This is a genomic window from Neoroseomonas terrae (assembly GCF_018129025.1).
Taxonomy (GTDB): domain Bacteria; phylum Pseudomonadota; class Alphaproteobacteria; order Acetobacterales; family Acetobacteraceae; genus Neoroseomonas; species Neoroseomonas terrae.
Genome location: NZ_JAAEDI010000043.1, coordinates 12,227 through 37,017, shown reverse-complemented (window position 1 = coordinate 37,017; position 24,791 = coordinate 12,227). Strand labels below are relative to the sequence as shown.

The 24,791-nt window shown below is 68.7% G+C and carries 30 protein-coding genes and 2 tRNA genes; 17 read left to right on the top strand and 15 right to left on the bottom strand.

Translation table 11 applies throughout. The features are described 5' to 3' along the window. Window positions 1-141 precede the first annotated feature (141 nt). Both GXW78_RS26605 and GXW78_RS26600 read left to right on the top strand, forming a co-directional pair. Window positions 142-396, top strand: a complete 255-nt coding sequence (locus GXW78_RS26605; protein ID WP_211871950.1) for a hypothetical protein — start codon at window positions 142-144, stop codon at window positions 394-396. 167 nt (window positions 397-563) lie between these two features. Then, complete coding sequence (locus tag GXW78_RS26600) at window positions 564-1,343, top strand: enoyl-CoA hydratase/isomerase family protein (RefSeq protein ID WP_211871949.1); 780 nt, start codon at window positions 564-566, stop codon at window positions 1,341-1,343. Here GXW78_RS26600 and GXW78_RS26595 read toward each other — a convergent pair. Further along, window positions 1,286-1,738, bottom strand: a complete 453-nt coding sequence (locus GXW78_RS26595; RefSeq protein ID WP_246522670.1) for a helix-turn-helix domain-containing protein — start codon at window positions 1,736-1,738, stop codon at window positions 1,286-1,288. The genes GXW78_RS26600 and GXW78_RS26595 overlap by 58 nt on opposite strands. A gap of 485 nt (window positions 1,739-2,223) precedes the next feature. On the opposite strand from GXW78_RS26595, the gene GXW78_RS26590 reads away from it, so the two are divergent. Beyond that, on the top strand, window positions 2,224-3,312 hold the full coding sequence (locus GXW78_RS26590; RefSeq protein WP_211871948.1) for a sulfite oxidase: 1,089 nt from the start codon (window positions 2,224-2,226) through the stop codon (window positions 3,310-3,312). A gap of 282 nt (window positions 3,313-3,594) precedes the next feature. Continuing rightward, window positions 3,595-4,395 (top strand): hypothetical protein, encoded by an 801-nt coding sequence (locus tag GXW78_RS26585; protein ID WP_211871947.1) that lies wholly within the window; start codon window positions 3,595-3,597, stop codon window positions 4,393-4,395. Between the two features lie 226 nt (window positions 4,396-4,621). On the opposite strand, the gene GXW78_RS26580 is transcribed toward GXW78_RS26585, so the two are convergent. From GXW78_RS26580 to GXW78_RS26540, 9 genes are all read right to left on the bottom strand, one after another. Beyond that, window positions 4,622-4,891 carry a hypothetical protein gene (locus GXW78_RS26580; protein ID WP_211871946.1) on the bottom strand — a complete coding sequence of 90 codons (270 nt, stop codon included), beginning with the start codon at window positions 4,889-4,891 and terminating at the stop codon, window positions 4,622-4,624. A 386-nt stretch (window positions 4,892-5,277) separates the two neighbouring features. Beyond that, entirely contained in the window at window positions 5,278-5,544 is a 267-nt protein-coding gene (locus GXW78_RS26575; RefSeq protein WP_211871945.1) for a hypothetical protein, read from the bottom strand. Further along, window positions 5,541-6,239 (bottom strand): recombinase family protein, encoded by a 699-nt coding sequence (locus tag GXW78_RS26570; protein ID WP_211871944.1) that lies wholly within the window; start codon window positions 6,237-6,239, stop codon window positions 5,541-5,543. Before GXW78_RS26570 ends, GXW78_RS26575 begins: the two co-directional genes overlap by 4 nt. A gap of 726 nt (window positions 6,240-6,965) precedes the next feature. Beyond that, a complete protein-coding gene (locus GXW78_RS26565) occupies window positions 6,966-7,658 on the bottom strand; it encodes a ParB N-terminal domain-containing protein (protein WP_211871943.1) in 693 nt (230 codons plus the stop codon). A gap of 20 nt (window positions 7,659-7,678) precedes the next feature. Beyond that, window positions 7,679-8,491: a virion core protein, T7 gp14 family gene (locus GXW78_RS26560; RefSeq protein ID WP_211871942.1), complete on the bottom strand. Its 813-nt coding sequence runs from the start codon at window positions 8,489-8,491 to the stop codon at window positions 7,679-7,681. A gap of 5 nt (window positions 8,492-8,496) precedes the next feature. Beyond that, window positions 8,497-8,799, bottom strand: a complete 303-nt coding sequence (locus GXW78_RS26555) for a hypothetical protein (protein WP_211871941.1) — start codon at window positions 8,797-8,799, stop codon at window positions 8,497-8,499. Between the two features lie 987 nt (window positions 8,800-9,786). Continuing rightward, window positions 9,787-11,343, bottom strand: a complete 1,557-nt coding sequence (locus GXW78_RS26550) for a DUF6538 domain-containing protein (RefSeq protein WP_338147856.1) — start codon at window positions 11,341-11,343, stop codon at window positions 9,787-9,789. Between the two features lie 93 nt (window positions 11,344-11,436). Next, window positions 11,437-11,511: transfer RNA gene (locus GXW78_RS26545), tRNA-Thr, on the bottom strand. A 91-nt stretch (window positions 11,512-11,602) separates the two neighbouring features. Then, window positions 11,603-12,094, bottom strand: a complete 492-nt coding sequence (locus GXW78_RS26540; protein ID WP_211871939.1) for a Hint domain-containing protein — start codon at window positions 12,092-12,094, stop codon at window positions 11,603-11,605. A 232-nt stretch (window positions 12,095-12,326) separates the two neighbouring features. Between GXW78_RS26540 and GXW78_RS26535 the strand changes: the two genes are divergently transcribed. The 11 genes from GXW78_RS26535 (at window position 12,327) to GXW78_RS26485 (ending at window position 19,890) form a co-directional block, all read left to right on the top strand. After that, window positions 12,327-12,506, top strand: a complete 180-nt coding sequence (locus GXW78_RS26535) for a hypothetical protein (RefSeq protein ID WP_211871938.1) — start codon at window positions 12,327-12,329, stop codon at window positions 12,504-12,506. A 78-nt stretch (window positions 12,507-12,584) separates the two neighbouring features. After that, window positions 12,585-13,139: a dCTP deaminase gene (dcd, locus tag GXW78_RS26530; protein WP_211871937.1), complete on the top strand. Its 555-nt coding sequence runs from the start codon at window positions 12,585-12,587 to the stop codon at window positions 13,137-13,139. 17 nt (window positions 13,140-13,156) lie between these two features. Further along, the gene (gene murA, locus GXW78_RS26525) at window positions 13,157-14,416 is read left to right on the top strand and encodes a UDP-N-acetylglucosamine 1-carboxyvinyltransferase (protein ID WP_211871936.1); all 1,260 of its coding nucleotides are present in this window, start codon (window positions 13,157-13,159) and stop codon (window positions 14,414-14,416) included. A 50-nt stretch (window positions 14,417-14,466) separates the two neighbouring features. Continuing rightward, window positions 14,467-15,174 (top strand): ATP phosphoribosyltransferase, encoded by a 708-nt coding sequence (gene hisG, locus GXW78_RS26520; RefSeq protein ID WP_211871935.1) that lies wholly within the window; start codon window positions 14,467-14,469, stop codon window positions 15,172-15,174. A 142-nt stretch (window positions 15,175-15,316) separates the two neighbouring features. Continuing rightward, window positions 15,317-16,621, top strand: coding sequence for a histidinol dehydrogenase (hisD, locus tag GXW78_RS26515; RefSeq protein ID WP_211871934.1), 1,305 nt, complete (start codon window positions 15,317-15,319; stop codon window positions 16,619-16,621). Further along, the gene (locus GXW78_RS26510) at window positions 16,618-17,508 is read left to right on the top strand and encodes a DUF3592 domain-containing protein (RefSeq protein ID WP_211871933.1); all 891 of its coding nucleotides are present in this window, start codon (window positions 16,618-16,620) and stop codon (window positions 17,506-17,508) included. Before hisD ends, GXW78_RS26510 begins: the two co-directional genes overlap by 4 nt. Window positions 17,509-17,612: 104 nt before the next feature. Next, window positions 17,613-17,831, top strand: a complete 219-nt coding sequence (gene infA / locus GXW78_RS26505) for a translation initiation factor IF-1 (protein ID WP_026033499.1) — start codon at window positions 17,613-17,615, stop codon at window positions 17,829-17,831. 7 nt (window positions 17,832-17,838) lie between these two features. Beyond that, complete coding sequence (locus GXW78_RS26500) at window positions 17,839-18,426, top strand: Maf family protein (RefSeq protein ID WP_211871932.1); 588 nt, start codon at window positions 17,839-17,841, stop codon at window positions 18,424-18,426. Beyond that, a complete protein-coding gene (locus GXW78_RS26495) occupies window positions 18,411-19,568 on the top strand; it encodes a ribonuclease E/G (RefSeq protein ID WP_211871931.1) in 1,158 nt (385 codons plus the stop codon). Before GXW78_RS26500 ends, GXW78_RS26495 begins: the two co-directional genes overlap by 16 nt. Then, a complete protein-coding gene (locus GXW78_RS26490) occupies window positions 19,474-19,743 on the top strand; it encodes a DNA gyrase inhibitor YacG (protein ID WP_338147855.1) in 270 nt (89 codons plus the stop codon). The genes GXW78_RS26495 and GXW78_RS26490 overlap by 95 nt, the downstream gene beginning before the upstream one ends. 71 nt (window positions 19,744-19,814) lie before the next feature. Then, window positions 19,815-19,890 (top strand) — tRNA-Phe (locus GXW78_RS26485). 145 nt (window positions 19,891-20,035) lie between these two features. On the opposite strand, the gene GXW78_RS26480 is transcribed toward GXW78_RS26485, so the two are convergent. The 3 genes from GXW78_RS26480 to GXW78_RS26470 form a co-directional block, all read right to left on the bottom strand. Beyond that, window positions 20,036-20,359, bottom strand: a complete 324-nt coding sequence (locus tag GXW78_RS26480) for a hypothetical protein (protein WP_211871929.1) — start codon at window positions 20,357-20,359, stop codon at window positions 20,036-20,038. A gap of 563 nt (window positions 20,360-20,922) precedes the next feature. Then, entirely contained in the window at window positions 20,923-22,029 is a 1,107-nt protein-coding gene (aroC, locus tag GXW78_RS26475; protein WP_211871928.1) for a chorismate synthase, read from the bottom strand. Between the two features lie 12 nt (window positions 22,030-22,041). Beyond that, window positions 22,042-22,662 (bottom strand): TetR/AcrR family transcriptional regulator, encoded by a 621-nt coding sequence (locus tag GXW78_RS26470; protein ID WP_211871927.1) that lies wholly within the window; start codon window positions 22,660-22,662, stop codon window positions 22,042-22,044. A 122-nt stretch (window positions 22,663-22,784) separates the two neighbouring features. On the opposite strand from GXW78_RS26470, the gene GXW78_RS26465 reads away from it, so the two are divergent. Together GXW78_RS26465 and GXW78_RS26460 are read left to right on the top strand one after the other, a co-directional pair. Next, a complete protein-coding gene (locus GXW78_RS26465; RefSeq protein WP_211871926.1) occupies window positions 22,785-23,297 on the top strand; it encodes an oxygen-binding di-iron domain-containing protein in 513 nt (170 codons plus the stop codon). Next, a complete protein-coding gene (locus tag GXW78_RS26460) occupies window positions 23,294-23,518 on the top strand; it encodes a hypothetical protein (protein WP_211871925.1) in 225 nt (74 codons plus the stop codon). The genes GXW78_RS26465 and GXW78_RS26460 overlap by 4 nt, the downstream gene beginning before the upstream one ends. A gap of 224 nt (window positions 23,519-23,742) precedes the next feature. Here the strand turns inward: GXW78_RS26460 and GXW78_RS26455 are convergent, their stop codons facing one another. Both GXW78_RS26455 and GXW78_RS26450 read right to left on the bottom strand, forming a co-directional pair. Then, window positions 23,743-24,135: a hypothetical protein gene (locus tag GXW78_RS26455; protein WP_211871924.1), complete on the bottom strand. Its 393-nt coding sequence runs from the start codon at window positions 24,133-24,135 to the stop codon at window positions 23,743-23,745. A gap of 61 nt (window positions 24,136-24,196) precedes the next feature. After that, entirely contained in the window at window positions 24,197-24,595 is a 399-nt protein-coding gene (locus GXW78_RS26450; protein WP_211871923.1) for a hypothetical protein, read from the bottom strand. Window positions 24,596-24,791 lie beyond the last annotated feature (196 nt).

Genomic DNA, 24,791 nt, shown 5'->3' with positions numbered 1-24,791 from the left:
GGCGGCCGAGGCGCTCGGCGGTGTCGCGCCGCATCTCGGCAGCGCGGCGGAGCTGGCCCGCGCGCTCGGGCCCTGGGTGGCCGCGGCGCTGATCGTCGCGGCTGCCGCCTGGTTCGTCTGGCAGCGCCGCCGGCGGGTGGCGTGAGCGCGCTCGGTGCGCTGGTCGCCGCGGCTTGGTCGCGTGCGGGCGGTTGGATCGCAGCGGCAGGGGCGGCGCTCGCGATGCTGCTCGCCGCCTATCTCACCGGCCGGCGCGACGGCCAGGCGGCTTCGAGGATGCAGACGCTGGAGCGCGCGGCCCGCGCGCGGGAGGTCAGGGATGAAGTGGACCGTGCCGTTGATCGCTCTGGCGATGCTGACGACGAGTTGCGCCGGGACTGGCGGCGCGGCATGTGAGGCGTGGCGCCCAATCCTGATCGTCAGGGAAGACGGGCTGACCCCCGGCACGGCGCGCCAGATCCTGGCGCATAACCGGACCGGGCGGCGCCTCTGCGGCTGGTGAGGCCGGGGGCATGGTCAGCTGCCCCCGTTTGACCGACCATGGGGCGCCGGAGAGGAATGCCATGACCGAGACTGATCGCCTTGACCCGCCGACCCTCGAGATCGAGGGGCGCCGCGCCACCATCCGCCTGCACCGTTCGCGCCACCGCAACCGGATCGAGCCCGGCGACATCATCCGGCTGATGGAGCATTTCGACACGGTCGATGCGAACCGCGACCTGCGCGTCCTCGTGCTGGCGGCGAGCGGCCCGGCCTTCAGCGCCGGCTTCCACCTGGGCGGCTTCGCCGAGGATCGCGAGGCGGCCGCACGCGCGCCAGCCTTCGACGTGATGGTCGACCGGTTCGAGAAGATCCGGGTGCCCACGATCTGCCGGCTGCAGGGCGGCGTCTATGGCGGTTCGACCGACCTTGCGCTGACAGCGGATTTCCGCATCGGCGTGACGGGGATGGAGATGTTCATGCCGGCCGGGCGGCTCGGCGTGCACTACTACCCCGGCGGTCTGCGGCGGTACGTGTCGCGGCTTGGGCTGAACAACGCGAAGCGGCTGTTCATGACGGCGGAGAAGCTCGGTGCGGAGGAGCTGCTGCGCATCGGCTACCTGACGCAGCTTGTCGCGCCGGGGGCGCTGGATGCGGCGGTGGACAAGCAGGCCGACACGCTGGCGGTGATGGCACCCATGGCCATCCAGGGCATGAAGCAGGCGCTGAACGAGATCGGCCACGGCGCGCTGGACGTCGAGGCCTGCGAGGCCCGCGCCAAAGCGTGCAAGGAAAGCGAAGACATTCAGGAAGGGCTCGCGGCGTTCCGCGAGAAGCGGGCGCCGGTTTTCGCGGGGCGCTGAGGCGGCCACCGGCGCACCTTGCCCGACAACGGCTGATCGGCAGGGAGCTGATGTCGGCGGCTAGGTTCGGCCGGTAGCGGCAGGTCTATGTGGAGTTTCGGCTCCGAACGACCTGCCGAATCCGGCTCGTCCACGATCGCGGCCAGCCCGGCGGCGGGATACGGTTCGGGCCGGGCGATGCGGGCGATCGTCGCGAATGGCGGTTCATTGAAATGCTGCTTGGACAGGGCGGCGAATTTGCCGAGATGCGTGAAGCCGAATGCTGTTGCGATCCCGGTGACAATCGCCGCGCTGCCTCGCGAGGCCAGAAGCGCGTCCCTGACCGCCACAAGCTGCATTCGCTCGTGGTGCTCGAGCGGCCCACGACCGAAGTAGGCTGGGAAATGCCGTTGCAGCGTGCTGCGACACGCCCGCTTGCATCCGCAAGTTCCGCCGCCGTCATGGCGCCCGATATCGACCGGCGCATATGTGCCACACCCCGGACAACGCTTCGGGGCATCGCAGCGGCACGCGGCGTCTCGGGCGTTCGGGAAACACTATCGGGCGCTATTGGGAACCTCGCCCAACCCAGTCTGCTCCGTGCCTCGGAGCCGTACCTGGGAGCCCGGCACCGTCAACCTGGCTGCATTTCGTTCCGACCGGCGTCGAATCTGGCCGTCCTCGGATAGTCCTGGCCGGATCTGGATAGCCGGCGCGCGGGCCGCATCCATACCTTTTGCCGATGCCGGACCATGCGGACGGTAGCGCCGACGCCCGTCTTCGCTGATCCGTCACGAGCTGTTACAAGGAGAGGGCGATGACCATGCGGCATTCGCATCGGCGCGACCTGGTGATCGGCAGTGCCGCCGCCGGCCTGTTCCTGCTGGCCCACGGCGACGGCATGGCCCAGGCGCAGGAAGGCGCCCGCGTCATTCCCTGGACGGACCAACCGCCACCCGTGCCGCCTCCATTGGCGAGTGTGGCCAGAAATCTGACCTCCTGGGAAAATCTCGACAGCTGGATCACGCCGACCGATCGATTTTTCGAGGTCGGTCATTACGGCTGGCCGGAAATCGATCCCGCAAGCTGGCAGCTCGCCATCGAGGGCCATGTCGACGCGCCGGACCGGCTCTCGTTGGCCGAGCTCAAGGCAAGACCACGCCAGGAAGTCACCTTCACCCTGGAGTGCTCAGGCAATCACGGCCTGCCGTTCCTCGTCAGCGCGATCGGGAATGCGCGATGGGCTGGGACATCCCTCGCCGAAGTCCTACGACAGGCGGGGATCCGCGACGGTGCGAAGGAGGTCGTCTTCTTCGGTGCGGACCGGAGCGAGGAAGTGCTGCGCGCCGGCACGCCGATCGAGCTGAGGTTTGAGACGAACTTTGCCCGCAGCATGTCGGTCGAGGATGCGATGAACCCGGCGAACATGCTGTGCTACGAGATGAACGGACAAACCTTGCCGTCGGCACATGGCGCGCCCGTGCGGCTGGTCGCGCCGGGCTGGTACGGCATCGCCAATGTAAAATGGCTGCAGCGCATCGTGGTGAGCGAGACGCGCTTCCTGAACCGCTTCATGGCGCGTGACTATGTCACGGTGCGGGAGCGGCGGCAGGGAGACCAGACAATGATTTCCGAGACCTCGGTCGGGCCTCAGTTGCTCAAATCCGCGCCTGCGCGCGTCCTGTCAGCCGCGGGCAGCCACAGGATCGAAGGCATGGCGTGGGGACCGACGCCGATCGCGGCGGTCGAGGTCCGCATTGATGATGGCCCTTGGATGCGGGCGGCCCTTGTCGGCGAGGACGGGGGCGCGTTCGCTTGGCGCTTCTGGCGCCTGGATTGGCAAGCCCAGCCAGGAGAGCACCGGATCACCTCGCGTGCGATCGATACGGAGGGCCATGTGCAGCCGGCGATGGACGATCCCGTCATTGCCGGCAAGAGGACCTACTGGGAGAGCAATGGCCAGGTGACGCGGGCCGTCCGCATTGGCTAGGTCGTGTCGGGCCGGCGCCTAGGAACTGGTCCTTAGGCCGCCAGACACGCACCGGCATGCATGGCCAGCAACTTGGTGGCGCGACGTCGGGTCGGTCAGGGAAATCCGCGCGCTGTATATGGTGCTGTTGGAGAGGATTGAACTCGGCCGGAAGTAGGTGAACGCTAGGTTTTCTGCGGGTTTCCGGGAGGTGGCGCTGCGGTAGATGTATCACCCGGATGGATCGGCGGGCAAGCGCAGGTTAGGCTAATAGGTCTGCGCCCGTTCGCGTATCCTCGTGCAATGAAAGACGATTTGCCTCCCCCCGCGTCGGCAATCAAACTTGCACTAGAGGCGGCTGCGGAAGCAGCCTACCAGTATCAGGTAAAGGCGGCTCAAAAAGAGCTGGCGGATCTTTCTTTTCCTCACAAGCAGATTGAGGAAACGCTGGAAGAAGTCCGCGACTGCGCTGATGATCGCGCGGCTGTAATCACCCTATTTGCGCTTGTAGATGATCTTACGATCAGCCTGATGCAACGAAATCTCGACCCATCAATACGCGGGGGCCTAGGCCGCCTTTTTGACGGTGGAGGGTTTGGCATCCTTGGCACATCAAGCGCCCGCTTCACTATGGCGGCGGCGCTCCGGTGGTTGCGCCCAGAGACCTATAGTGATTTGGACTTGCTGCGGAAGATCAGGAACGCCTTCGCACATAAAGTGTCGGTCCGCACTCTGACGGACGAGCCTGTCAGGGGCCTGTTCGCCTCCATGACGCCCGCCGATGCCCACTTCCGTTCCCTGGTGGCCGATATCGCGGGTCCGGGCAAGGATTGGGTGCAGCGCCCGTTCGCGACGCTGACACCTCGGCAGCGCTTCTTGCTCACAGGGGCGGCCCTACTTCGCAGGATTATCTTTGAACTCCCCGCGCTGCCGGTTGCTGCCGCGCATAAGGTGTCGGCGCTAGACGCCATGGGTCGGTGGAAGCAAGCGCCGGAGGCGTTCCGTGAAGCGACGTTTGTGATCCTGGAGGCCGTGTGGTTTGTGCTGTTCCTGACCAACGAAGAAGCCGCCCAACAAGACTTGCTTGGCGGCACGCAGGAATAGGGACGGGAGGCGCAGTCTCCTGCGGTGCCCCTTTCCTGCCCCTGTCGCTGTCCACTGACGAGCGTTCTATTTCGCCCGTGCCTTGCCCCTGTCGTGTCCTTCCCTGCCCCCAGCGGCCGCCGGGAGGGTCGAGCGTGGTGCCCTTAGAGGAAAGGCACCGAGGCTTTCCCGCGAGGCCCCGTGGCGGGCACCTATAGCGCGACCATAGCGGCTCGCGCCGAGTGCGCTATGCGCGGGAGACCGCCCGCCGCCACGCCCATACGCGGGCCTTGTCGGTCTTCCTGACGATCCCCCACGAAAGGGTCACGGCGGCCGGGCCTGCCACCACCTCCATGCTCCAGCCTTCCTTCACCAGGGCCAGCCACGCCCAGCGCAGTCGCCGGGCCTCAATGCGGGCGAACACGCCCAGGCGCCCGATGGTGATGGACCGGTCCCGAAGGTTGCCCTCGATGCGGAAGCCCCGGCTCCGTGGGCGGTCCTCGGTGGTGGCGGTCATGGCGGCGTGCGTCTCCATTCCTAGTCCCCGGCCCTCCCGGGGTGCCCTCATGGTGCCCCGCCTGGTGCCCGTAACGGAAGCCGAGAAGCAACATAATCCGCAGCAATATCAGTTCCTTAATCGGGAGCAATATAGCCCTTGGGCGAGGCCGCAAGATGCCCCGATGCTCCCGGTATGGGGGCTTGTAGGCATCCCGGAGAGGCCCGTTGCGGGGCCTTGGCGGGCAGCGGGACGCGCCTCCTAGGGACCGGAATGGCTCGCGCATCAATGCATCCCATGCCGCAGATTAAGGACAATTATCCTAGATAGGCGGGATAGGATGCGCGGGTCAGGCGCAATGCGGCTTTCCGGCAAAGTGGACTGCACCGGAAATCAGCGGGACAGGGCTACCGTGACCCGGTGGCGGTGGCGCGAGGGGGCCAGATGTCGGCGGCTGTCGGCTGTCCCCACGGGATGGCCCCGGCGTAGTGCAGGACCAGGAAGGCGAAACCCGCCCAAAAGGCGATGCCGATGGCGCGGTCACGGCCTGGATGCTTGGACAGTACCAGGGCCTTCCGTCGCTCATCCGTCGTGGGGGCTACAGCCGGGGCCTTCGCGGGCACCGTGGCGGGCCCACGGCGGGCGGTGGTGGTGGGGCGCGGCGGGCGGCTCATCCTGCGGCTCCCTCGGCACGGGCCAGGGCGCGGCGAACAGCGGTGGCGGTCCATGTCCCGCCCCTCGGCGTGGGCAGGCCCATGGTGTTGAGACCATTGGCCAGAGCATGAAGCGACGTGGCGCCACCTTCCCGCAATTCCCTGATGGCGGGCATCACCCGGAACGCAGCGCGGTCGGCGGTCTCCATGCGGGCAGCGGCGGCGGCCTTCGCGTCGGGCGGTGCGGCGGGCCGGTTCCCACGATCCCCGCCGAGTTTCGTCCCCCGCGCCTTCGCTGCGGCGAGGGCCGCCTTGGTCCGGTCAGAGATTAACTCCCGCTCCCGCTGCGCCATGGCCGCATAGACCCGCAGCATCATGTCGTCAGCGTCGGGCATGTCGGCGGTGCGGGGCCTGATGCCTTCCTCCAACAGCCCCGAAAGGGCATGTGCCCGGCGGCTGATGCGGTCCAGTTTCGAGGCCACCAGGAAGGCCCCCATCCGGCGGCACTCGGCTAGTGCGGCGAGGAAGCCCGGCCGGTTGTCGGTCTTGCCGCTCGCCACGTCCTGATGCTCGGCTATCAGGCGCCATCCACGAGCCTCAGCAAAGGCCCTGACGGTGGCCTGCTGGGCCTCCAGGCCAAGGCCCGACTGGCCTTGCTCGGCGGTGCTGACCCGGTAGTAGGCCACCGCGAAAGCCTGCTGCTTGCCCCGGCCCATCGTCACTTCCCCTCGGTCCCGTCCTTGGTCGGCGGGGAGGATGGGCACGCGGCAAGACTGTGTCAACACAGATCATCGGTCGTTGTTCGATAATGATACGGTCTTGCCGCTACCTTCCACCCGCGCGACGGTCCCGAGGGGGCGCATGACGTGGCATGGAGGGTAGCCTAGGGTGAAGCCGGATTGGGGAAGCGTTGCGGCGGCGGCGGTGCTGGCGTTCATGGCGGGGTTGCTGGTGACCGATACGCTCGGTGGCAGGGGCCGATACCAGATCGTGGAGACAGGGAATGTCGTGGCCCGCCTCAACACCGCGACGGGCGAGGTTGTGGGTTGCCGGTCCAGCACCCAGGCGTGGCCCCAATTCGATTGCACGTCGCCCCTGGGATCGCGCTAGGGCGCCGCCCCGGCCGGGCCTCCCCCGCCCCCACGGGGGTATCCGCCGCAGCCCCGGAGGGGGGAGACCGCTCAGGCCCGTGACCCATTTTAGTCCGGGGGTCTCGGCGCGATTTGGGACACCTCGGCCACATTTCAGGCCACCGCCGGGAAACCCGCCGAATACCTCGGTTTCTGCTGGTCCTGGCCCGGCTGAAAACCCCGCTGTGTCGGCTAGAGGTGTCTAATTTTGACAGGCCATGCGGGTCCCTTGCCGGCGCCCCGTAGGAGACCGGGGCCTCCGGGCCCCTCCCCCGAAAGGGAAGAACGCGAAGGCCCCGTCACGGTGCCCGTCTAGAACTCCGCAGGGACCCAGGCGCGGGCCTCGCGTAACTCCCGAAGGGCCGCCTCGGCTTCACCGATTATGGCCCCGCGACGGGCCGGATCGGTCACCCCTCGGGCCGCTGCAAGGGCCTGTGCGATGGCCTCATGCGCTGCCCGTGCAAAGCCTTCCTGCGGGTCCTCCGGTGCGGGCGCCTCGGCGGGCACCTGCAATTCCCCGCCGTATTCGCGGGCGGTCTCGGGAAAGTCCTTCTGCATCCAGTTGCTCACTGTCTGATGCGTGACTAGCCCGCCAAGGGCCTTCGCGATGTCCCGGTAGGACAGCCTGCCGGGATCCTGCCCTTGCCTCGCGGGGATGCGGTGGCGGCGGGCCTTGATGAATGCCTGGAACGCGCCTCGCACCTCCCGCGCTTTCAGCGGCAGGCCATGGGTAAGGTTCGCTTCCGCTGCCAGCCATCGGGCTTCCTGCGCGGTGGCCTCGCTGATGATGGCTTGGACGTGCGTTGCGCCGATGGCCTGGTGCGCCGCGACGCGGTGCCATCCGTCCACCAGCACGGGCACCCCCGCGACCAGCGCCACGCGCACCGGAGGAAGCCGCGCCTCGGCCCTTAGGGCGTTGGCGTAGCGGTCCACCACCGCGCGGTTGATGGCGTGCCTGATCTGGAACCGGCTGTCCCTGTGAAGGTCCCGGACCGCGACCGTCACGGGTCCTTGCGGCTGCCCCGTCACGGGCTGCTACCGCCGCCGATGGTGAACTGCCGCCCGACCCATGCGCTCGCTTGGCCGATGGTCTGCTTCATGGTCTGCCCGCTGGCGCTGTTGTAGGCGTTCACGCCCGCCATGAAGCCATTGGCGAGACCACCGACAAGTTGCACCCCCGAGGGTGCCGCCACGGTCGCTTGCGGGTTCTGCACGGGCACCGGGCCGGGTGTCCTGATGGGCGCCTGTGGCGAGAATGTCCTGATGCCCGCTGCGATCTGCGAAAGGGCTTGATCGTGCTGCGCGTCTGCGGCCTGCGCCTCGCGTCCGATCTGCCGCATGGTGGCATCGCGATTGATGGCGACCATGGAGACCACATCACCTTCCTGCCGCATCACGTCGCCCAAGACGGCATCGACGCTGTTGCCCTCAACATTCCTGTCACGGGCAGCAAACTGTGCCCGTGCGGCTTGCCCCTGACGCTGTGCGCCCGTGACCTGGAAGGTTGCCGCTACGGTCTCCTCGATGCCCCGCACGGCCAGCGTGAAGGCGTCAGCGTCGCGGTTCCGCTCAACGGCCTGCATGGCGGTCGTGGCGAACGCGGCTTGCTTGTCGAACTCGGTGCGCGAGTAGGCCAGCACCTCCTCCGCATACTCCAAGTCCTGCTGCCACACGTCCATCTGGTGTTCCATCACGTCGCGTCGGTGTTCCCGGTTCGCGGCGTCGGTGGCGGCGGCGTAGGCGTTTTGCTTCTTTGCTGCTGCGGACTGGCCCTGATGGGAAGCGTAGGCTGACGCAGCGGTGACCGCGAGGGTGGCTGCGCCGAGTAGGAAGGCCATGGGTCTCAGCCTTCCGCCGCTTCGGGCGGGACGCTAGCGGTGCCCCCGGCGGTGTCCTTCCCGGTCACCCTCAGGTTGCCCCTGCGGAGGTTGCAGCGGTCCCCGTCGCGATACCGCACGGTGCCCCCGATGGCTTCCTCGGCAAGGATCAAGCGAGCGACGGTGACGGTGTTGCCTCGCGCCATCCCAGCCGAAGGTGGCGGGGCGCAGCGGACGTAGTCATGGCCCTTCCCGTTGCCCGCCATGAAGAACGCGGGGAGACCATCGGGATACAGGCTGATGAGGCGGGCGCGGTCCTCAAGGTCCATCGGCACCTCCCGCCCGCATGAGGTGCGAAGCCTGGCGGTGGTGGCAGAGGTGACCGGCGGAACGGGGCGGGCATAGTTGGCGCGGCGGCCCATGACGGGGCGGCCTGCGTTGGTGTCGAGACCGCGCCGCGCGAATGCGGCACGGATGCTAGCAAGGTCCATGAATGTCCTGGCAGACAGAGGTTGAAGGGAGGCCGTGGCGGTTGCTGACTGCACACACGGCGAGACAGCCCCGGCAGAGAGCGCAAGAGACCAACACAGCACGAGGGCGCATGAAACGGGAACGCATGACCAGTGCCGCTAAGGGCACTCAACGGTCATACGCGATGCTTCATGCGCCCCCGGCTGCGGTCTTTGCCTGCCAGGGCGAAAAGTCTGATTGGTGGGGAAGTGCAGGGTATTAGCCCGCCATCATCGCCCACCGCACAGAAGGGCGCCTTCGGCTTCCTGCTAACCCGCCAGCCAATCGAGGAGCGCCCGCTTTCCGGCGTAGAGCCAGATTTCGCGTTCACTCATGCTCGGCGTTGGGCAGCGGGGAGCCGAAGGCGGCCTTCGGTGCGGGTGGAGTTTGTCGAGAGCCGCGATCAGCTCCGGGGGGATAGTCGGAAGTGCCATGCGTGGAATGTTTGGCGAGTGGGGAACGACCCCCTATTAACCCGCCATCATCGCCTTCACGGCTTCCCTGCTGACGCGCACCGAAGGTCGCCTTCGGCTCTCAGCCACTTCCTTGGCGAAGGCGTCGGCGGTCCCGTGCGTGTTGTGGCACACGACATTGAAGGGCCGGTGTCCGGTGAAGTGAGGTTGACCGTTGCGATTTCCAAAAGGTTTGGCTTGTGGGGAGGGCCCCCGCAACTTCCATACCCCTTACGGCACCACCGCCGAACTTTGCTGAAACGTAGGTTTTTCCTGCCACCCAGCCCGATTACCCTCTCGTTTCCGCTTCGCCATCTGCCCCGGATGCATGGCGCCCGTGCGGCAATATCAAGGTCATTCCGTGGCGCCGCCGCTAACCTCTGGCGGGACCGGCGAGGGCACCCGCTCAAGGTCCTTCAACACCTCGTCCGGCATCCCTCGAAAGCCCTTGCCGTAGCCTGCGCCCGCGTTCCTCGGATTGTGCCTGCCAGTGATCGCGTCCTGCGCTTCCTGCGAGACCCGCGCGATCCGTAGCGCGTCCTCCATGCGGTGCCGCCACGAGTGCGCCGGGGCCTTCTTCGGGTCCTTGATGCCGACCACCTCCCGCATCCATCGCCCGTGCATCACCTGCGCGTTGGTGGTGCGCGTTCCGTCCTTCCTTGCAACAATGCTCGGGAACAGCGGCCCCGCCGGATTGCCTGGAAGCGCCGCGACGTAGCGAAGGAAGCCCTCGGCTATCAGCGCCGAGTGCAGCGGGATCATCCGTTGCATGGTCTCGTTCTTCCCTGCGCGAGCCTCGGTCGGGCGAATGTCGAGTATCGTCACGCCGCTGTCCTGCCGCACGTCGCAGCGCCGCGCCTCGACAATCTCGCCCAGCCTCGCCCCCGTGAAGCACAGGAGCCACGGAAGCCACCGCAGAGCGCCGGTCTCTTGCCGTGCTGCGGTGAGGATGCGCTGCGCTTCATCGTCGCTGTAGGGTTCACGCGGCGCAGGCCCCTTGCGGGACACCTTCGGGGCCTTCCTGGAAAACGGGTTCGAAGTGATCTTGAGGTTTTCAACGGCCCAATTGCAGACAGCACCCGCATTGAGAATGTCATCCGCGACGGTGCCGGTGCTTCGGCCCTCGCTAAGCCGGGCCTCCTTGAAGCGCACCACGTCGCCGGGGCTGATGCGGCGCACATCATCGAAGCCGAGAATGCGAGCAAGGTTGCGGAACGTGGCGCCATACTTCTTGAGCGTCGCAGGCGCGGGCCTCGCTTCTGCCGCCCATAGCGCCAGCAATGTGTCGCCCTTCAATGCTTCGGGCTGTGTGGTGGGAACGGGTGACTTCCCGGCGGTGGCCTCACCGGAGACGATGGGCGGGAAGGTCGGTGCGTGCGTATCCGGCGAGTAGTCACCTTCCGCCCTGCGCCGCAACGTATCGGCGGCCTTCATCCGGGTCGCGTAGAGGGCAACCGCAATTCGCTTTACGCTGTCAGCATCGGGCGTGAAGCCGTGCCGCCGCGCTAGGTCCTCGGCATCCTCCAAGTCGGGCGCGCTCGGTCCCCCGCCGGGCATCGCATTGTCCCATGCCCGCGCGTCCTGGAGTTGACCCGCGAACAGGTCCCACGCTTCCGCCGTGCCCGGATCATCCTCCCACTGCGCCACGGTCTCCCGATAGAGCGCACCGCAGAGGGCCACCACCTCGCGCTGCGACAGACGTTGCTCGGGGGCAAGCGCAGCACGCGCGGCGGCGAACTCCCGCGCGATCTGTTCCAGCGCCGCAGGGGCCTTCCGCAGCGCCTCAGCGGGGTCCTTGGTGCCAAGGCTGATGATGCGCTCGGCGGTCCCGATGATGGGCCGAATGTCCTTCGGCACCACCATGCGGATGCGATACACGCCTGACTTGGGATGCTTCGTCGGTCGGGTCATCGAAAGGGCCAAGATGTATCACCCGGATGTATCACCGGAGACACCACAAACCCTTGTTTCACCTGATTTCCTTGGCCGATCAACAGCCTAAGATGGTGCTGTTGGAGAGGATTGAACTCTCGACCTCTCCCTTACCAAGGGAGTGCTCTACCACTGAGCTACAACAGCGCCCGGCGCGAGCGCGGCGCCCTCTCTAAGCGGATGGCTGCGGCCACGCAACCCCGTTCCACGTATCCTTCCCCTGGGCGGCAGCGACCCTTCACACCGGTCGCGGCAGCAGGCCCGCGGCCTCCAGCGCCGGCAGCCGCCGCAGCACCTGGTCGCGCAGCGCCTCCAGCGCGGGCCCCTCGGCCAGCAGGCGGCGGCACAGGCCTTGCCCCTGCCGCAGCGTCGCAATCCGCAGGCCGTCCGCTACGACCATGTCGTGCTGCTCCATCTCGAACTGCACATAGCGGGTCCGGCCTGCAGCCCATTGCCGGGTGATGCTGCGGCCATTGACCAGCGCAGCCGCAGGCACCAGCCAGTCATCCAGGCCGATCAGGGTATGCGGGGCGACGACGGTGCAGCGACTCGGCGAAAACCGATCGATCGCGCCCTCGGTAATCAGCACCGGCGCTGCATCGGGGCGGAGCCCAAGATCCACCGTGGTATCAACGACCCGCAGTACCGGCCCATACCCCGGCCGGGCCATGACGATGACGACGTCGCCGGCCTCCACCGCATCGGCCGCCACCTCTCCGCCGATGCTCACGACCTTGGCGGTTGGGGCAAGGCCCGACAGCGCGGGATCGTCCGACGGGAGCCCCGGACTCGTGGGTAAGCTGTTCACCGCAACCTATGCCATTCGCTCATACGAGCCTCCAACAACGCCCAGATGGGGGTCGGCGGCTTTATAACCGCGCCGGTTGCACGACATCACCAAACATCAACTTGATCCCCGCCGCTCTTGCCGAGGCCCCGCGGCCGCCACACTCTGGCCGGCGATGACCAAGCAGGGTGACCCGCCACCGCGCCCAGGGAAGGCCGAGGACCGCACCGCCCGCCTCGCCGCCGCCCTCCGCGAGAATCTGAAGCGTCGAAAAGCGCAGCTCCGCGCACGCAGCGCCGAGGCGGAGGCCGCGCCCGATCCGCTCCAGGTTGCCCCCGAAAAGCCCATGGGCTAATCGGACGCCCCCGGCGCCGCGCGGGGGCCGCATCGCGCCGCGCCCCCGGCCCGCCCCCTTGCCGCAGGCCGAGACCTTATGCCCATCATGCCCGACAGCTGGATCCGCCGCATGGCGGCCGATCACGGCATGATCGACCCGTTCGTGGAGGCCCAGCGGAGGGAAGGCGTGATCTCCTATGGCCTGTCCTCCTACGGCTACGACGCGCGCGCCGCTGACGAGTTCAAGATTTTCACCAATGTCGACAACGCCCTGGTCGATCCGAAGTCCTTCAACGAGAACGGCTTCGTCACCCGCCAGGGCCCGGTCTGCATTATCCCGCCCAATTCCTTCGTGCTGACCCACACGGTCGAGTACTTCCGCATCCCGCGCGATGTCTTGGTCATCTGCCTGGGCAAGTCCACCTATGCGCGATGCGGGCTGATCGTGAACGTCACGCCCCTCGAACCGGAATGGGAGGGGCAGGTGACGATCGAGATCAGCAACACCACACCCCTGCCCGCCAAGGTCTATGCCAATGAAGGCGTGTGCCAGTTCCTGTTCCTCAAGGGCGATGCCCCGCCCGAGGTCAGCTACGCGGACCGCCGCGGCAAATACATGGGTCAGCGCGGCGTCGCGCTGCCCCGGCTCTGACCGGAAGGAAGGCTGACATGGACCGCATCCGCATCCGTGGTGGCCGCTCCCTCTCCGGCACGATTCCCATCTCGGGGGCGAAGAACGCCGCCCTGCCGCTGATGGCGACCGCCCTGCTGACCGACGGCCCGCTGACGCTGACCAATGCGCCGGACCTCGCGGACGTCGTCACCATGTCCGGCCTGCTGTCCCAGCACGGGCTGACGGTGGATCACGACAGGAAGGCGCGGACGATCACCCTCTCGGGCGCGGCGAACAACCTCGAAGCGCCCTATGACCTGGTGCGGAAGATGCGCGCCTCGGTGCTGGTGCTCGGCCCGCTGGTCGCCCGCTTCGGCCGGGCGCGCGTGTCCCTGCCCGGCGGCTGCGCCATCGGCACCCGTCCGGTCGACCTGCACCTGCAGGCGCTCGAGCAGATGGGCGCCACCATCGAGATCACCGCCGGCTATATCGAGGCGACCGCACCCGATGGCCTGAAGGGTGCGCGGGTCATCTTTCCGCAGGTCTCCGTGGGTGCGACCGAGAACATCCTGATGGCCGCGACGCTGGCTCAGGGCACGACCGAGATCGTGAACGCCGCCCGCGAACCCGAGATCACCGACCTCGCCGCCTGCCTGATGCGCCTCGGCGCGCGGATCGAGGGCATCGGCACCGACCGGCTGATCGTCGAGGGCGTCACCAGCCTCGGCCCCGCCGTCCATCCCATCATCCCGGACCGCATCGAGGCCGGCACCTATGCCTGCGCCGCCGCCATCACCGGCGGGCAGGTGCTGCTGGGCGGCGCGCGGCTCGACCACCTCGGCGCCGTCGTCCGCATCCTGCGCGATGCCGGCGTGGACGTGGCGGAGACCGAAGGCGGCCTGAAGGTGTCCCGCCTCAACGGCCTGCGCGGCACCGATGTGATGACCGAGCCCTTCCCCGGCTTCGCCACCGACATGCAGGCCCAGTTCATGGCCCTGATGTGCGTGGCCGAGGGTGCCGCGATGATCACCGAGACGATCTTCGAGAACCGTTTCATGCATGTGCCCGAGCTGACGCGCATGGGCGCCCGCATCAATTTCCACGGCCATTCGGCGATCGTCCGCGGCGTCTCCCGCCTGTCCGGCGCGCCGGTCATGGCGACCGACCTCCGCGCCTCGGTCTCGCTGATCCTCGCGGGCCTCGCGGCGCAGGGTGAGACGATCGTCAACCGCGTCTACCACCTCGATCGCGGCTATGAGCGCGTCGAGGAGAAGCTTGCCGCCATCGGCGCTGACATCGAACGTTTGCCGGGCTGAAACGGAATCGCGATGACACCGACACGGCCCGGCTTGGTGTAGACTCTCCCATGGATCACGCGCTCCCGACCCCGATCGCTCCCGCGACGCCCGAGGATGCTGGCCCGATCGTGCTGGCCCTGCCCAAGGGGCGGATCCTGTCGGAGCTTGGCCCCGTCCTCACTCGTGCGGGCGTCGTTCCTGCCGCGGATTACGCGGACGAAAGCAGCCGCCGCCTGCGCTTTCCCACCGAGGACCCAGCACTCGACGTCATCCGCGTCCGGTCGTTCGACGTGGCCACCTTCGTCGCCCATGGCGCCGCGCAGATCGGCATCTGCGGCGCCGATGTGCTGATGGAGTTCGACTACGCCGAGATCTACGCGCCGCTCGACCTCGGCATCGGCCGCTGCCGCGTCTCCATCGCCGAGCCGGTGGTGACCCAGCCGGACGATCCCACCCGCTGGTCGCGCGTCACGGTCGCGACGAAGTACCCGAATATCGCCCAGCGCCACTTCGCCACCCGCGGCGTGCAGGCGGAGATCGTCCATCTGAACGGCGCGATGGAACTCGCGCCATCCATGGGGCTGTCGCGTCTGATCGTGGACCTGGTGCAGACCGGATCGACGCTGAAGGCGAACGGCCTGCGGGAGACGGAGGTGATCGCCCACATCACCTCCCGCCTGGTGGTGAACCGCACGGCGCTCAAGACGCGGCCGGAGGCGATCGGGGCGTGGATCGCGCGGTTCCGGGCGGCGCTTGCCGGTCGCGACGCGCGGTGACGGACAGAAGAAGGTCGGGGGAGGAGAACCTCCCCCGAACCCCCGCCCTTTTTTTGACTTTTGGCGCCGGCCGCCGCTGTCAGTCTCCAACAGATAGAAAAAGGAGGGGGATCGGGGGAGTTCTCTCCCCCGACCTTTCGCCATGAAGCGTCTGAGCACCGCCGACCCGACCTTCGAATCCCACTTCACTGCCCTCCTGGACGAGGCGCGCGAGACAACGGCCCGGGTCGATGCTGCCGTCGCCGCCATCATCGCGGAAGTGCGGGAGCGTGGCGACGCCGCGCTGGTTGATTTCACTGCGCGTTTCGATCGCTGGACGCCGGTAGACGCCGCCGCGCTGCGGGTCACGCAAGCCGAGATCGACGCCGCCGACGCGTCCATCCGCCCGGAACTGCGCGACGCGCTGAACCTCGCCGCCGATCGGATCGAGGCGTTCCATCGCGCGCAGTTGCCGACTGACCTGGAGATGAAGGATGCGGCCGGGCTGACGCTCGGCATGCGCTGGGGCGCGATAGACGCGGTCGGGCTCTACGTGCCGGGTGGCAAGGCGGCGTATCCGTCCTCGGTGCTGATGAACGCGATCCCGGCACGGGCAGCGGGCGTGCCGCGCATCGCCATGTGCGTGCCGACCCCCGACGGGGTGCTGAACCCGCTGGTGCTCGCCGCGGCGAAGCGGGCCGGGGTGACGGAGGTGTTCCGCATCGGCGGTGCGCAGGCCGTCGCGGCGATGGCCTGGGGTACGGCGCAGATCATACCGGTGGACCGCATCGTCGGGCCGGGCAACGCCTATGTTGCGGAAGCCAAGCGGCAGGTCTTCGGGCGGGTGGGCATCGATTCCATCGCCGGGCCGTCCGAGGTGGTGGTGATCGCCGATGGGGCTTGCGATCCGCGGCATGTCGCCCTCGACCTGCTTGCCCAGGCCGAGCATGACGAAAGCGCTCAATCCATCCTGATCACGCCCGATGCGGCGCTGGCCGATGCGGTGGCCGCGGCGGTCGAGGCCGAGCTGCGCCACCTGCCGCGCGCGGCGATCGCCGGGGAATCCTGGCGCCGCCATGGTGCTGTGATCCTGGTGAAGGGCCTGGAGGAGGCCGCGGCGCTGACGAACCGACTGGCGCCCGAGCATCTGCAACTGATGGTGGATGATCCGCGCGCGCTGCTCGCCCAGGTGCGGCATGCCGGCGCGGCCTTCCTGGGCCGCTACACGCCAGAAGCGGTCGGCGACTATGTCGCGGGGCCGAACCACGTGCTGCCGACCGGCCGCACGGCGCGGTTCGCCTCTGGGCTGTCAGTGTTCGATTTCCTCAAGCGCACCACTTGGGTCGAGGCAGACAAGGCCGCGCTGGAGGCGGTGGGCCCGGCCGCGGTCGCGCTGGCGGATGCCGAGGGGCTCGGGGCGCACGGGCGCAGCATCGCCATCCGCCTCGGGCAGACCGGCCGGCCGTGAGCGCGCGGCGATCGCCCTGGCCGCAATCCGGCTGGGGGCGCTATTCGCTCGGCGGCTTCTTCGCGCTGATGGGGCTGATCGCGGGCGGCAGCGGCCTGTACCAGATCATCGACGAGGCGCAGTTCGCCGAGCGCGAGGACATGGCCTGGGCCCGGATCGACGACGTCCGGACTGTGCGCCAGAACCGCAGCACCGCTTACGTTGCCGATGTGCGCTTCGTGACGCGGGAGGGGCAGACGATCGAGACGTCCGTCCGCCGGCCGAATAGCTGGATGCGCCACGAACCGGGCGACACCGCCCTAATCCGCTACGACCCGCAGGACCCCGCGCGCACCCGGATCGAGCCGCTGTCCGTCCGCCTGATCGGCGCCGCCATCGCGCTGCCGGCGGGGATCGCCTTCGGCGCCGTCGGCTGGTTCATCGCGACGGGCCGCACGCGCAGCATCGTCCGGGGATTGGTGGCTGCCGGGGTCGGGCTTGTCCTTCTGCTCTGCCTCCTGCTGATCGCCAATGAGGTCGAGGACACGATCGAACTGCATCGCGACACGCTGCTGGCCGAGGGCGAGGTGATCGGTCACCGGCAGATGAGCCGCGGCCGATACGGCGCGCTGCATGCGCCACTGATCCGCTTCACCACCGCTGATGGACAGCAGGTCGTTGCCGAGCCGCCGGCCTGGAGCACCCTGCCGGAGCCCGTGCGCGGGACCTCGATAGCGCTGCGCTACAACCCCGATCGGCCGGAGGAGGCAGCGCTCGACCGGCCGATGACACGCTGGCTGCGGCTCGCCGCCGCGGGTGCCCTGCCGGTGGTGCTGGGCGGCGCCGCCTGGCTCCTGCTGCGGCGCTTCCGGCAGCGTGCGCAACCGCCCCGCGCGCGCCGCGCTTGACCCGGCGGGGTCGCAGGACCATGTTCCCGCGGCTTTTCACGGGCGCGCGCCCCTCGCGCGCCCATTTCTGAGTCGCGCCCGCGGGCGCCCGAACATGAGGCCCGATGTCAAAGGAAGACATGATCGAGTTCAGCGGCCAAGTCGTTGAACTTCTCCCCAACGCCATGTTCCGCGTAAAGCTGGACAACGACCACATGGTCCTCGCGCACACCTCCGGGAAGATGCGCAAGAATCGTATCCGCGTGCTCGCCGGCGACCGTGTGAATGTCGAGATGACGCCCTACGACCTGACCAAGGGCCGCATCACCTTCCGCTTCAAGTAACGCCCCGGTGCCCGACCCGCGCCCGCCGCTGGTGCTGGCGAGCGCCAGCCCAAGGCGCCTGGACCTCCTTGCCCGCCTCGGCATCGCGCCCGACCGGGTCATCGCCACGGACATCGACGAAACGCCGCTGAAGCGCGAGACGCCGCGCCCGCATGCGATGCGCTTGGCGCTCGCCAAGGCGGAGGCGGCGGCGACAGGTGCGCCGGATGCTCTGGTGCTGGCGGCCGATACGGTGGTCGGGGTGGGCCGTCGCATCCTGCCCAAGGCCGAGACCGAAGCCGAGGCGCGCGGCTGCCTGGACCTGCTGTCCGGCCGCCGCCATCGCGTGACCACGGCGGTGGTACTGGCGGTGCCCGACGGCCGGCGGCTGAAGCGTACGGTGGAAAGCGCCGTCACCTTCCAGCGCCTCACCGAACAGCAACTGGCCGACTACCTCGCCGGCGGCGAGTGGCGCGGGAAGGCCGGCGGCTACGCTATCCAGGGCCGCGCCGAGGCGTTCATCCGCTTCCTGTCCGGCAGCCATTCCAACGTCGTCGGCCTGCCGCTGTTCGAGACGGCACAGCTGCTCCGGGGCATCGGGTGGCTGCGGCCGTAATCATCGTCTCCGCCTCGCCTGGCGAGGTCCGGGCCGCACTGCTGGAAGGCGACGTGCTGACCGAGGCCTGGGTGGAGCGGCCCGCCCGCCCCGACGGCGTCGGCGACCTGCAACGCGGCCGAGTGACAGCCGTCGCACCCGCCATGGCCGGCGCCTTCGTCGCGCTGGCCGGCGGTGAGACCGGCTTCTTGCCGGAAAGCGAAGCGAGTGCGGAACGTCGCCCCATCGCAGCGGCGGTGAATGAGGGCATGATCCTGCCGTTGCGCATCGTCCGGGCCGCGCAGGGCGGCAAGGGGCCGCGCGTCACCGCCCGGCTGACGGATGCCGAGGTGGCGCGCGTGGCGGCTGCCCCAGCCGGCGCCCCCGTGCTGGCAGCGCGGGGGCCTGGTGTGGCCGAACGGCTCGCAGCACGCTTCCCGCGGGCGCAACTGCTGGTGGACAGCGCGGCGCTTGCAGCGGGCCTGCGCAGCCGCTTCGCCGGCCGCGTGCGCCTGGTACCTGCGCCCGCCTTCGACGAGACCCTCGAGGCCGAGTTCGACATCCTCGCCAGCAGCGAGGCGCCCCTGCCCGGCGGTGGCCGGCTGCTGATCTTCCCGACGCCTGCGCTGACTGCCATCGACATGGATGCCGGCAGCATCGCCGGCGCGCGTGGTGCCCAGGCCGTGGTGGGGTTGAACCGGGATGCGTTGCCGGAACTCGCGCGCCAGATCCGGGCCCGCAACCTGGCTGGCGCCATCCTGGTCGATTTCGCCGGGCTATCGCCGAAGCGGCGCGCGGCATTGGCCGAGCCGCTGCGCGAGGCGCTCGCGCCCGACCGGCACGCGCGGCTGCTCGGCTTCACGCATCTCGGTCTGGCAGAGATCGTGCGCGACCGGGTGCATCCCCCGCTGCACGAGGTGCTGGGGCGCCCCCCTTCCGCGCTGACACGGGGCCTGGCTGCATTGCGCCAGGCCGCGCGGGAAGCGGCGGCTCAGCCGGGCGCCCGATTCGCGCTGCGGGCGAAACCCGAGGTGATCGAAGCCGTTGAACGCCTGCCGGGCGCGCTCGATGCCTTTGCCGAACAGGCTGGCACGCTGCTCCAGTTGCGCCCCGATTCCGCCGCGGTGGAACCGTCGATCGAGGAGGCACGCCATGCCGACTGACAAGGTCCGCGCAACGACTCCGCGGTGCCCGATTTGCAGCCGGCCGGCGCAGCCGGCAACGCGGCCTTTCTGTTCGCCCCGCTGCGCGCAGGTGGATCTGAGCCGCTGGCTGACTGGCGGATACGCGATACCGAGCGAGGCCGAAGGACCACCGGAGAAGGACGAAGACGCCTGACCCGGCTGGACAGGCGGCGCGGCCTCCGCTATTTCCCGCCGCCTCGCCGGGTTCCTACGGGAACCTCATGGGCCCAGGTAGCTCAGTTGGTAGAGCATGCGACTGAAAATCGCAGTGTCGGTGGTTCGATTCCGCCCCTGGGCACCATTCAAACGATTAATTTAGAAATTTCGCCACGAGCCGCACCGCGCGCCCGGCGTCCTCGACGTCTGCCATCGTTGAGTCCAGAGCCCCCGGGGCCGCATCAGCTTTTTCAGCCAACGCGCCCGGGGGCCCGGCATTGCCGCGGGTTTTACCGCGGCGTGGGCATTGGGTTACGGGAAACGCCGTCACCCAGGCTGACGTTGCCATTCGCATCGACGGTCGCTTGGCCATCGACGCCCTGCGCCGACGTGACCTGAGCGCGCCAGCTTCCGTCGCTCTGGCGGGTGAGGTCACGGATATTCCTCAGCCCAGCCGCCTGGAGCCGGCTCTGCGCGGCCGCCTCGGGAATGCCGCCGCCAGGCAATTGGCCCGCGGTGGTGTTCTGGTTCGGAACCGGCGTCTGTGCCCAGCCCTGCGGCGCGACAGCTGCGCCGATACCAATCACCGCCGCGAACAAGAGCGATCGACTCATGGTCTTTCTCCTTCGTTGCTGTGACAAAACGCCAACATCATCGAAAGGTTTTCGAAGCCTCGGCTGGATTGGAGCCGCAAGATGTTCACTCCTTCGAGCGCGGACCGCCGTTGTCAGGAACGGCATTCCGGCTCGATCCTGCGGCCGGGCACTTTGCGAATCAGTCGAGGGAATGGCCTCCGTACTGGGGACCGCTGATCCTTGCGACACGCTGCTGGCCTGGCCGAGGCGCTTGAGCGCCACGCCGACATCACCGAGCGCGATCAGTCGTTGGCATCCCTCGGCGCCGAAGTCTTCGGCGGCATGCCTCTCCGTCCATTGCTGCGGCACTGATCAAGAGGCATGCATTGGCTCGTGGCTCCAGCAGCACAAGCACCGCCGCCGCAGAAACTGGCTGCTGAGAGCGACATCACCGGCATCGTGGATTTACCCCTCGCGTCAGCGCGATCTCGCTTCGCTCCGGCACACTTCCCAAGCATCTGAGCATCGGCGGAACGCCGCAGCCGTGACGGCCGCAGCATCGCGGCCCGATCCAGGCGCCTGCGCAGCCGCCGATCCCGCCCTCAGTTCCGCGGCAACCGCGCGACGCTCGGCGCATCCGGGTTCTGCGCCCGGTGCCGCAGCAGATGGTCAGCGAGCACGATCGCCAGCATCGCCTCTCCCACCGGAACCGCCCGGATGCCCACGCAAGGGTCGTGCCGACCCTTCGTCTGCACCTCGACCTCCCGTCCCTGCCGGTCCACCGCAGCGCGCGGCGTCAGGATCGAGCTCGTCGGCTTCACCGCGAATCGGGCGACGACGGGCTGTCCCGTGCTGATACCGCCCAGGATCCCGCCGGCGTGGTTCGATCCGAAGGCCACGGTGCCGTCGGCATTCATCCGCATCTCGTCGGCGTTCTCCGCCCCGGTCAGCGTGGCGGCGGCGAAGCCGTCGCCGATCTCCACCCCCTTCACCGCGTTGATCGACATCAGCGCGGCCGCCAACTCGGCATCCAGCTTGCCGTAGATCGGCGCGCCCAGCCCGGGCGGCAGGCCCTCGGCCACCACCTCGATCACCGCCCCGACCGAGTTACCAGACTTGCGCAACTCGAGCAGTTGCTGCTCCCACCGTGCCGCCGCTTCGCGATCCGGGCAGAAGAAGGCGTTCTCCTCGACGGCTCCCCAGTCCCAGGCCGCGCGATCCACGGTATCGGCGCCCACCTGGACCAGCGCCCCGCGGATGCGCACATCGGGCCCCAGCACCTTGCGCGCCACTGCACCGGCGGCCACGCGCATCGCCGTCTCCCGCGCACTCGACCGCCCGCCGCCGCGATAGTCGCGGATGCCGTATTTCAGCTCGTAGGTGACGTCGGCATGGCCGGGCCGGAACCGCTCGGCGATCTCGGAATAATCCTTCGACCGCTGGTCCGTGTTGTCGATGTGCAGCGCGATCGGGGTGCCCATCGTCTGCCCCTCGAAAACGCCGGACAGGATGCGGACCTGGTCGGCCTCCTGCCGCTGCGTCACGAACTTCGACTGGCCGGGCCGGCGCCGATCCAGGAAAGGCTGGATGTCAGCCTCGGTCAGGGCGAGGCGCGGCGGCACGCCATCCACCACGCAACCGATGGCTGGCCCGTGGGACTCGCCCCAGGTGGTGACGCGGAACAGGTGGCCGAAGGTGTTGTGGGACATCGCGCTCGGCACTTAGAGCAGATCGGGCGCGGGTGGAATTGCCCGGACAGCGTCCGCGCCCATCGCGGCAGCCGCGGCCCCGCCGATCGCCGCCACCGCCACAGCGACGCAGGCTGCCGGGTCCAGGCCGCTGTCCCGGGCCAGGCTCCGCCAGGCGGGGAAGCCGATCATCACGTGCAGCACCGCCCGCTGCGCCGGGCCGAGGCCCTCCCCCAACACCGCCCGCCAGCGCCGCTGTGGCGGACCAAGCCGCAGTTCGGTCACCTCCCGCGTCAGCGGATGGATCTCCGCATCGCGAAGGACACAGGCGGCGAGCGCCTCGTTGCGGCGGTACCAGCCATAGATCGCGTCGAGGCCGGCCGGCAGGCGGCCGGGACCTTCCGGCCAGGCATCCGCATCCGGCGGCGGATCGCGCTCGACGCCCAGGCCGGAGCAGGCGAGGAACAGGCTCCGCTCATTCGGGAAATGCGCATAGAGCGTGTGGCGCTGCACGCCCGCCCGCTCGGCGACCATGGTGAGTGTGGTGCGTGCCGGGCCGACGCTGCCATGCAGGCCGACGGCCGCTTCGACGATGCGCAGCCGGGTGTCGGCGAGCTGCTCGGCGCGGCGCTTCAGGACGTATGATCGGGCCATGTGATTTTCGTTACACGAGCGCGTGCATTCAATATCGATCGCGCGGGGATTTTGAGTGCACGCTGCCGTTCGGTCAATTGTATCATGCCCGGACGTATCGTCCGGCAGGCAAGGAGGACAGCATGCAAGCGAAGATCGACGAGGTCGGACCGAACATCTTCCGCCTCTCCGTCCACGTGCCGGAGATCGCCCCGCCGGCGGGCTTCACCTTCAACCACTTCCTCCTCCGCGGGGAGGAGCCGCTGCTGTTCCATACCGGGCTGCGGCGGATGTTCCCCATCCTGCGCGAAGCCGTAGGGAGGCTGATCCCGCCCGAAAGCCTGCGCTGGATCGCCTTTGGCCACTACGAGGCCGACGAGTGCGGCGCGATGAACGAATGGATCGCCGTCGCACCCCAGGCCCAGGTCGCGCATGGGCAGACCGGCTGCCTGGTCTCGCTGAACGACATGGCCGACCGCTCGCCTCGCATCCTCGAGGACGGCGCGGTGATCGAACTGGGTGGCGGCATGCGGGCCCGCTACCTCGACACGCCGCACATCCCGCATGGCTGGGACGCCGGCGTGCTGCATGAGGAAACCAGCGCACGCTGCTCTGCGGCGACCTGTTCACCCAGCTTGGCGATGGTCCGGCGGTGACTGGCGCCGACGTCGTCGGCCCCTCCATCGCCGCCGAGGACCTGTTCCGCTTCTCCAGCCTCAATCCCGGCATGGGCGCGACGATCCGCGGGCTGGCCCGACTCGCCCCGCGCCGGATGGCACTGATGCACGGGCCGACCTTCGAAGGAGATTGCGCGGAGGCACTGCACGCGCTGGCGGCGGATTACGATCGGCGTGTCGGCGAAGCGATGGCGGCGTGACGACTGGCGGCGGGCGAACGGCATCGGGTCGCACCCCCGCTGGCCATCCCATGCAAACAGTCTCGCCGGATGCCGGGGCGCGGCAGGGACGTCCCGACCGGGCGTCGACAGCGAATGCTCCGGGGTCTTCTCCGCTCCCCCTGAATCCCGGCCACGCCTCATGTTCCTGTTCGAGCGAACAGCATGACCCGCTCGGCCGATGCCCACCGGGTCGGGGAAAAGCTCTAACGATCGCCGCGCGGTGCGCCGCGATAGGTGCAGATCGCCATGGCAACGTCCACCGTGTCCTCCTCGTCACGCGGGCGCAGGCGGCGGGCTTCTGTGTGCTCGACGAGGAACGGCCGGCCCATGTCGCAGTACCGCGCGATCATCCCGCCGATCGGCCGCTCCAGATCGGTCAGCAGGACCAGCGCGTCGCCGGCCCGGCAGCGCAGGCGGAGCCGCTCCTCCGCCTCCCGCTCGGTCACGCGCATGGTCTCGGGGCCTGTGACGCGAACGGCAATCCAGCAGCGGGCATCGTCGCCCGAAACGCCCTGGGCGACGGCCGGTGGCGCGGCGGCCAGCGGCAGGGCGGCGAACAGCAGGAAGCGGAACGACACGGCCTTCATCGGCCACATGCGTAGACCGGCGCCGATGACGGCTTGACGTCCCCGCCGCGACAGATTGCCGCATGTGGCCTTATCGGTCGGGCCGCGGACCACCGCGATACGTGCAGGTCATCAGCCCAACCGGCGGCAGGTGCTGCTCATGCGGCTCCACGTCATGCGACCGCCAGTTCTCCGACCGCTCGATCAGCACCGGCCGCGTCATGTCGCAATACTGGGCGGCGGCGGGACCGAAGGGCTGCCCGGTATCGGTCAGGAACACCAGGATATCCCCCGGCCGGCAATGCACCCGCACGCGGGTCCGCGCCTCCTCCTCGGTCGTGCGCATCGCCTCGGGCCCCGACACGCGAAGCGCGACCCAGCACCGTCCCTCCTCATTCGGCTGGACCTGGGCGGCGACGGGCGCCGCAATGCCTAGCGCGACAGCGAGCACGGCCATGCGCAACAGGAAACGATCAGGCACAGGCTTCATCGGCTGTCTCGCTCGCGCACAAGAAGGCGCCTTGATTGATCGCCCCGGCAGGCAGGCCGCGGGCGCGGGTCGCAACCGCCTCCACCGCATCCGTGAGCAGCGCCCGACGGGAAAGCGAGGGCCACCGCCCCGCAGCACCGCCATCCACCACGCCACGGCGAAACAGCACGGGGTCCTAGCCAGCCCGGATCGGACG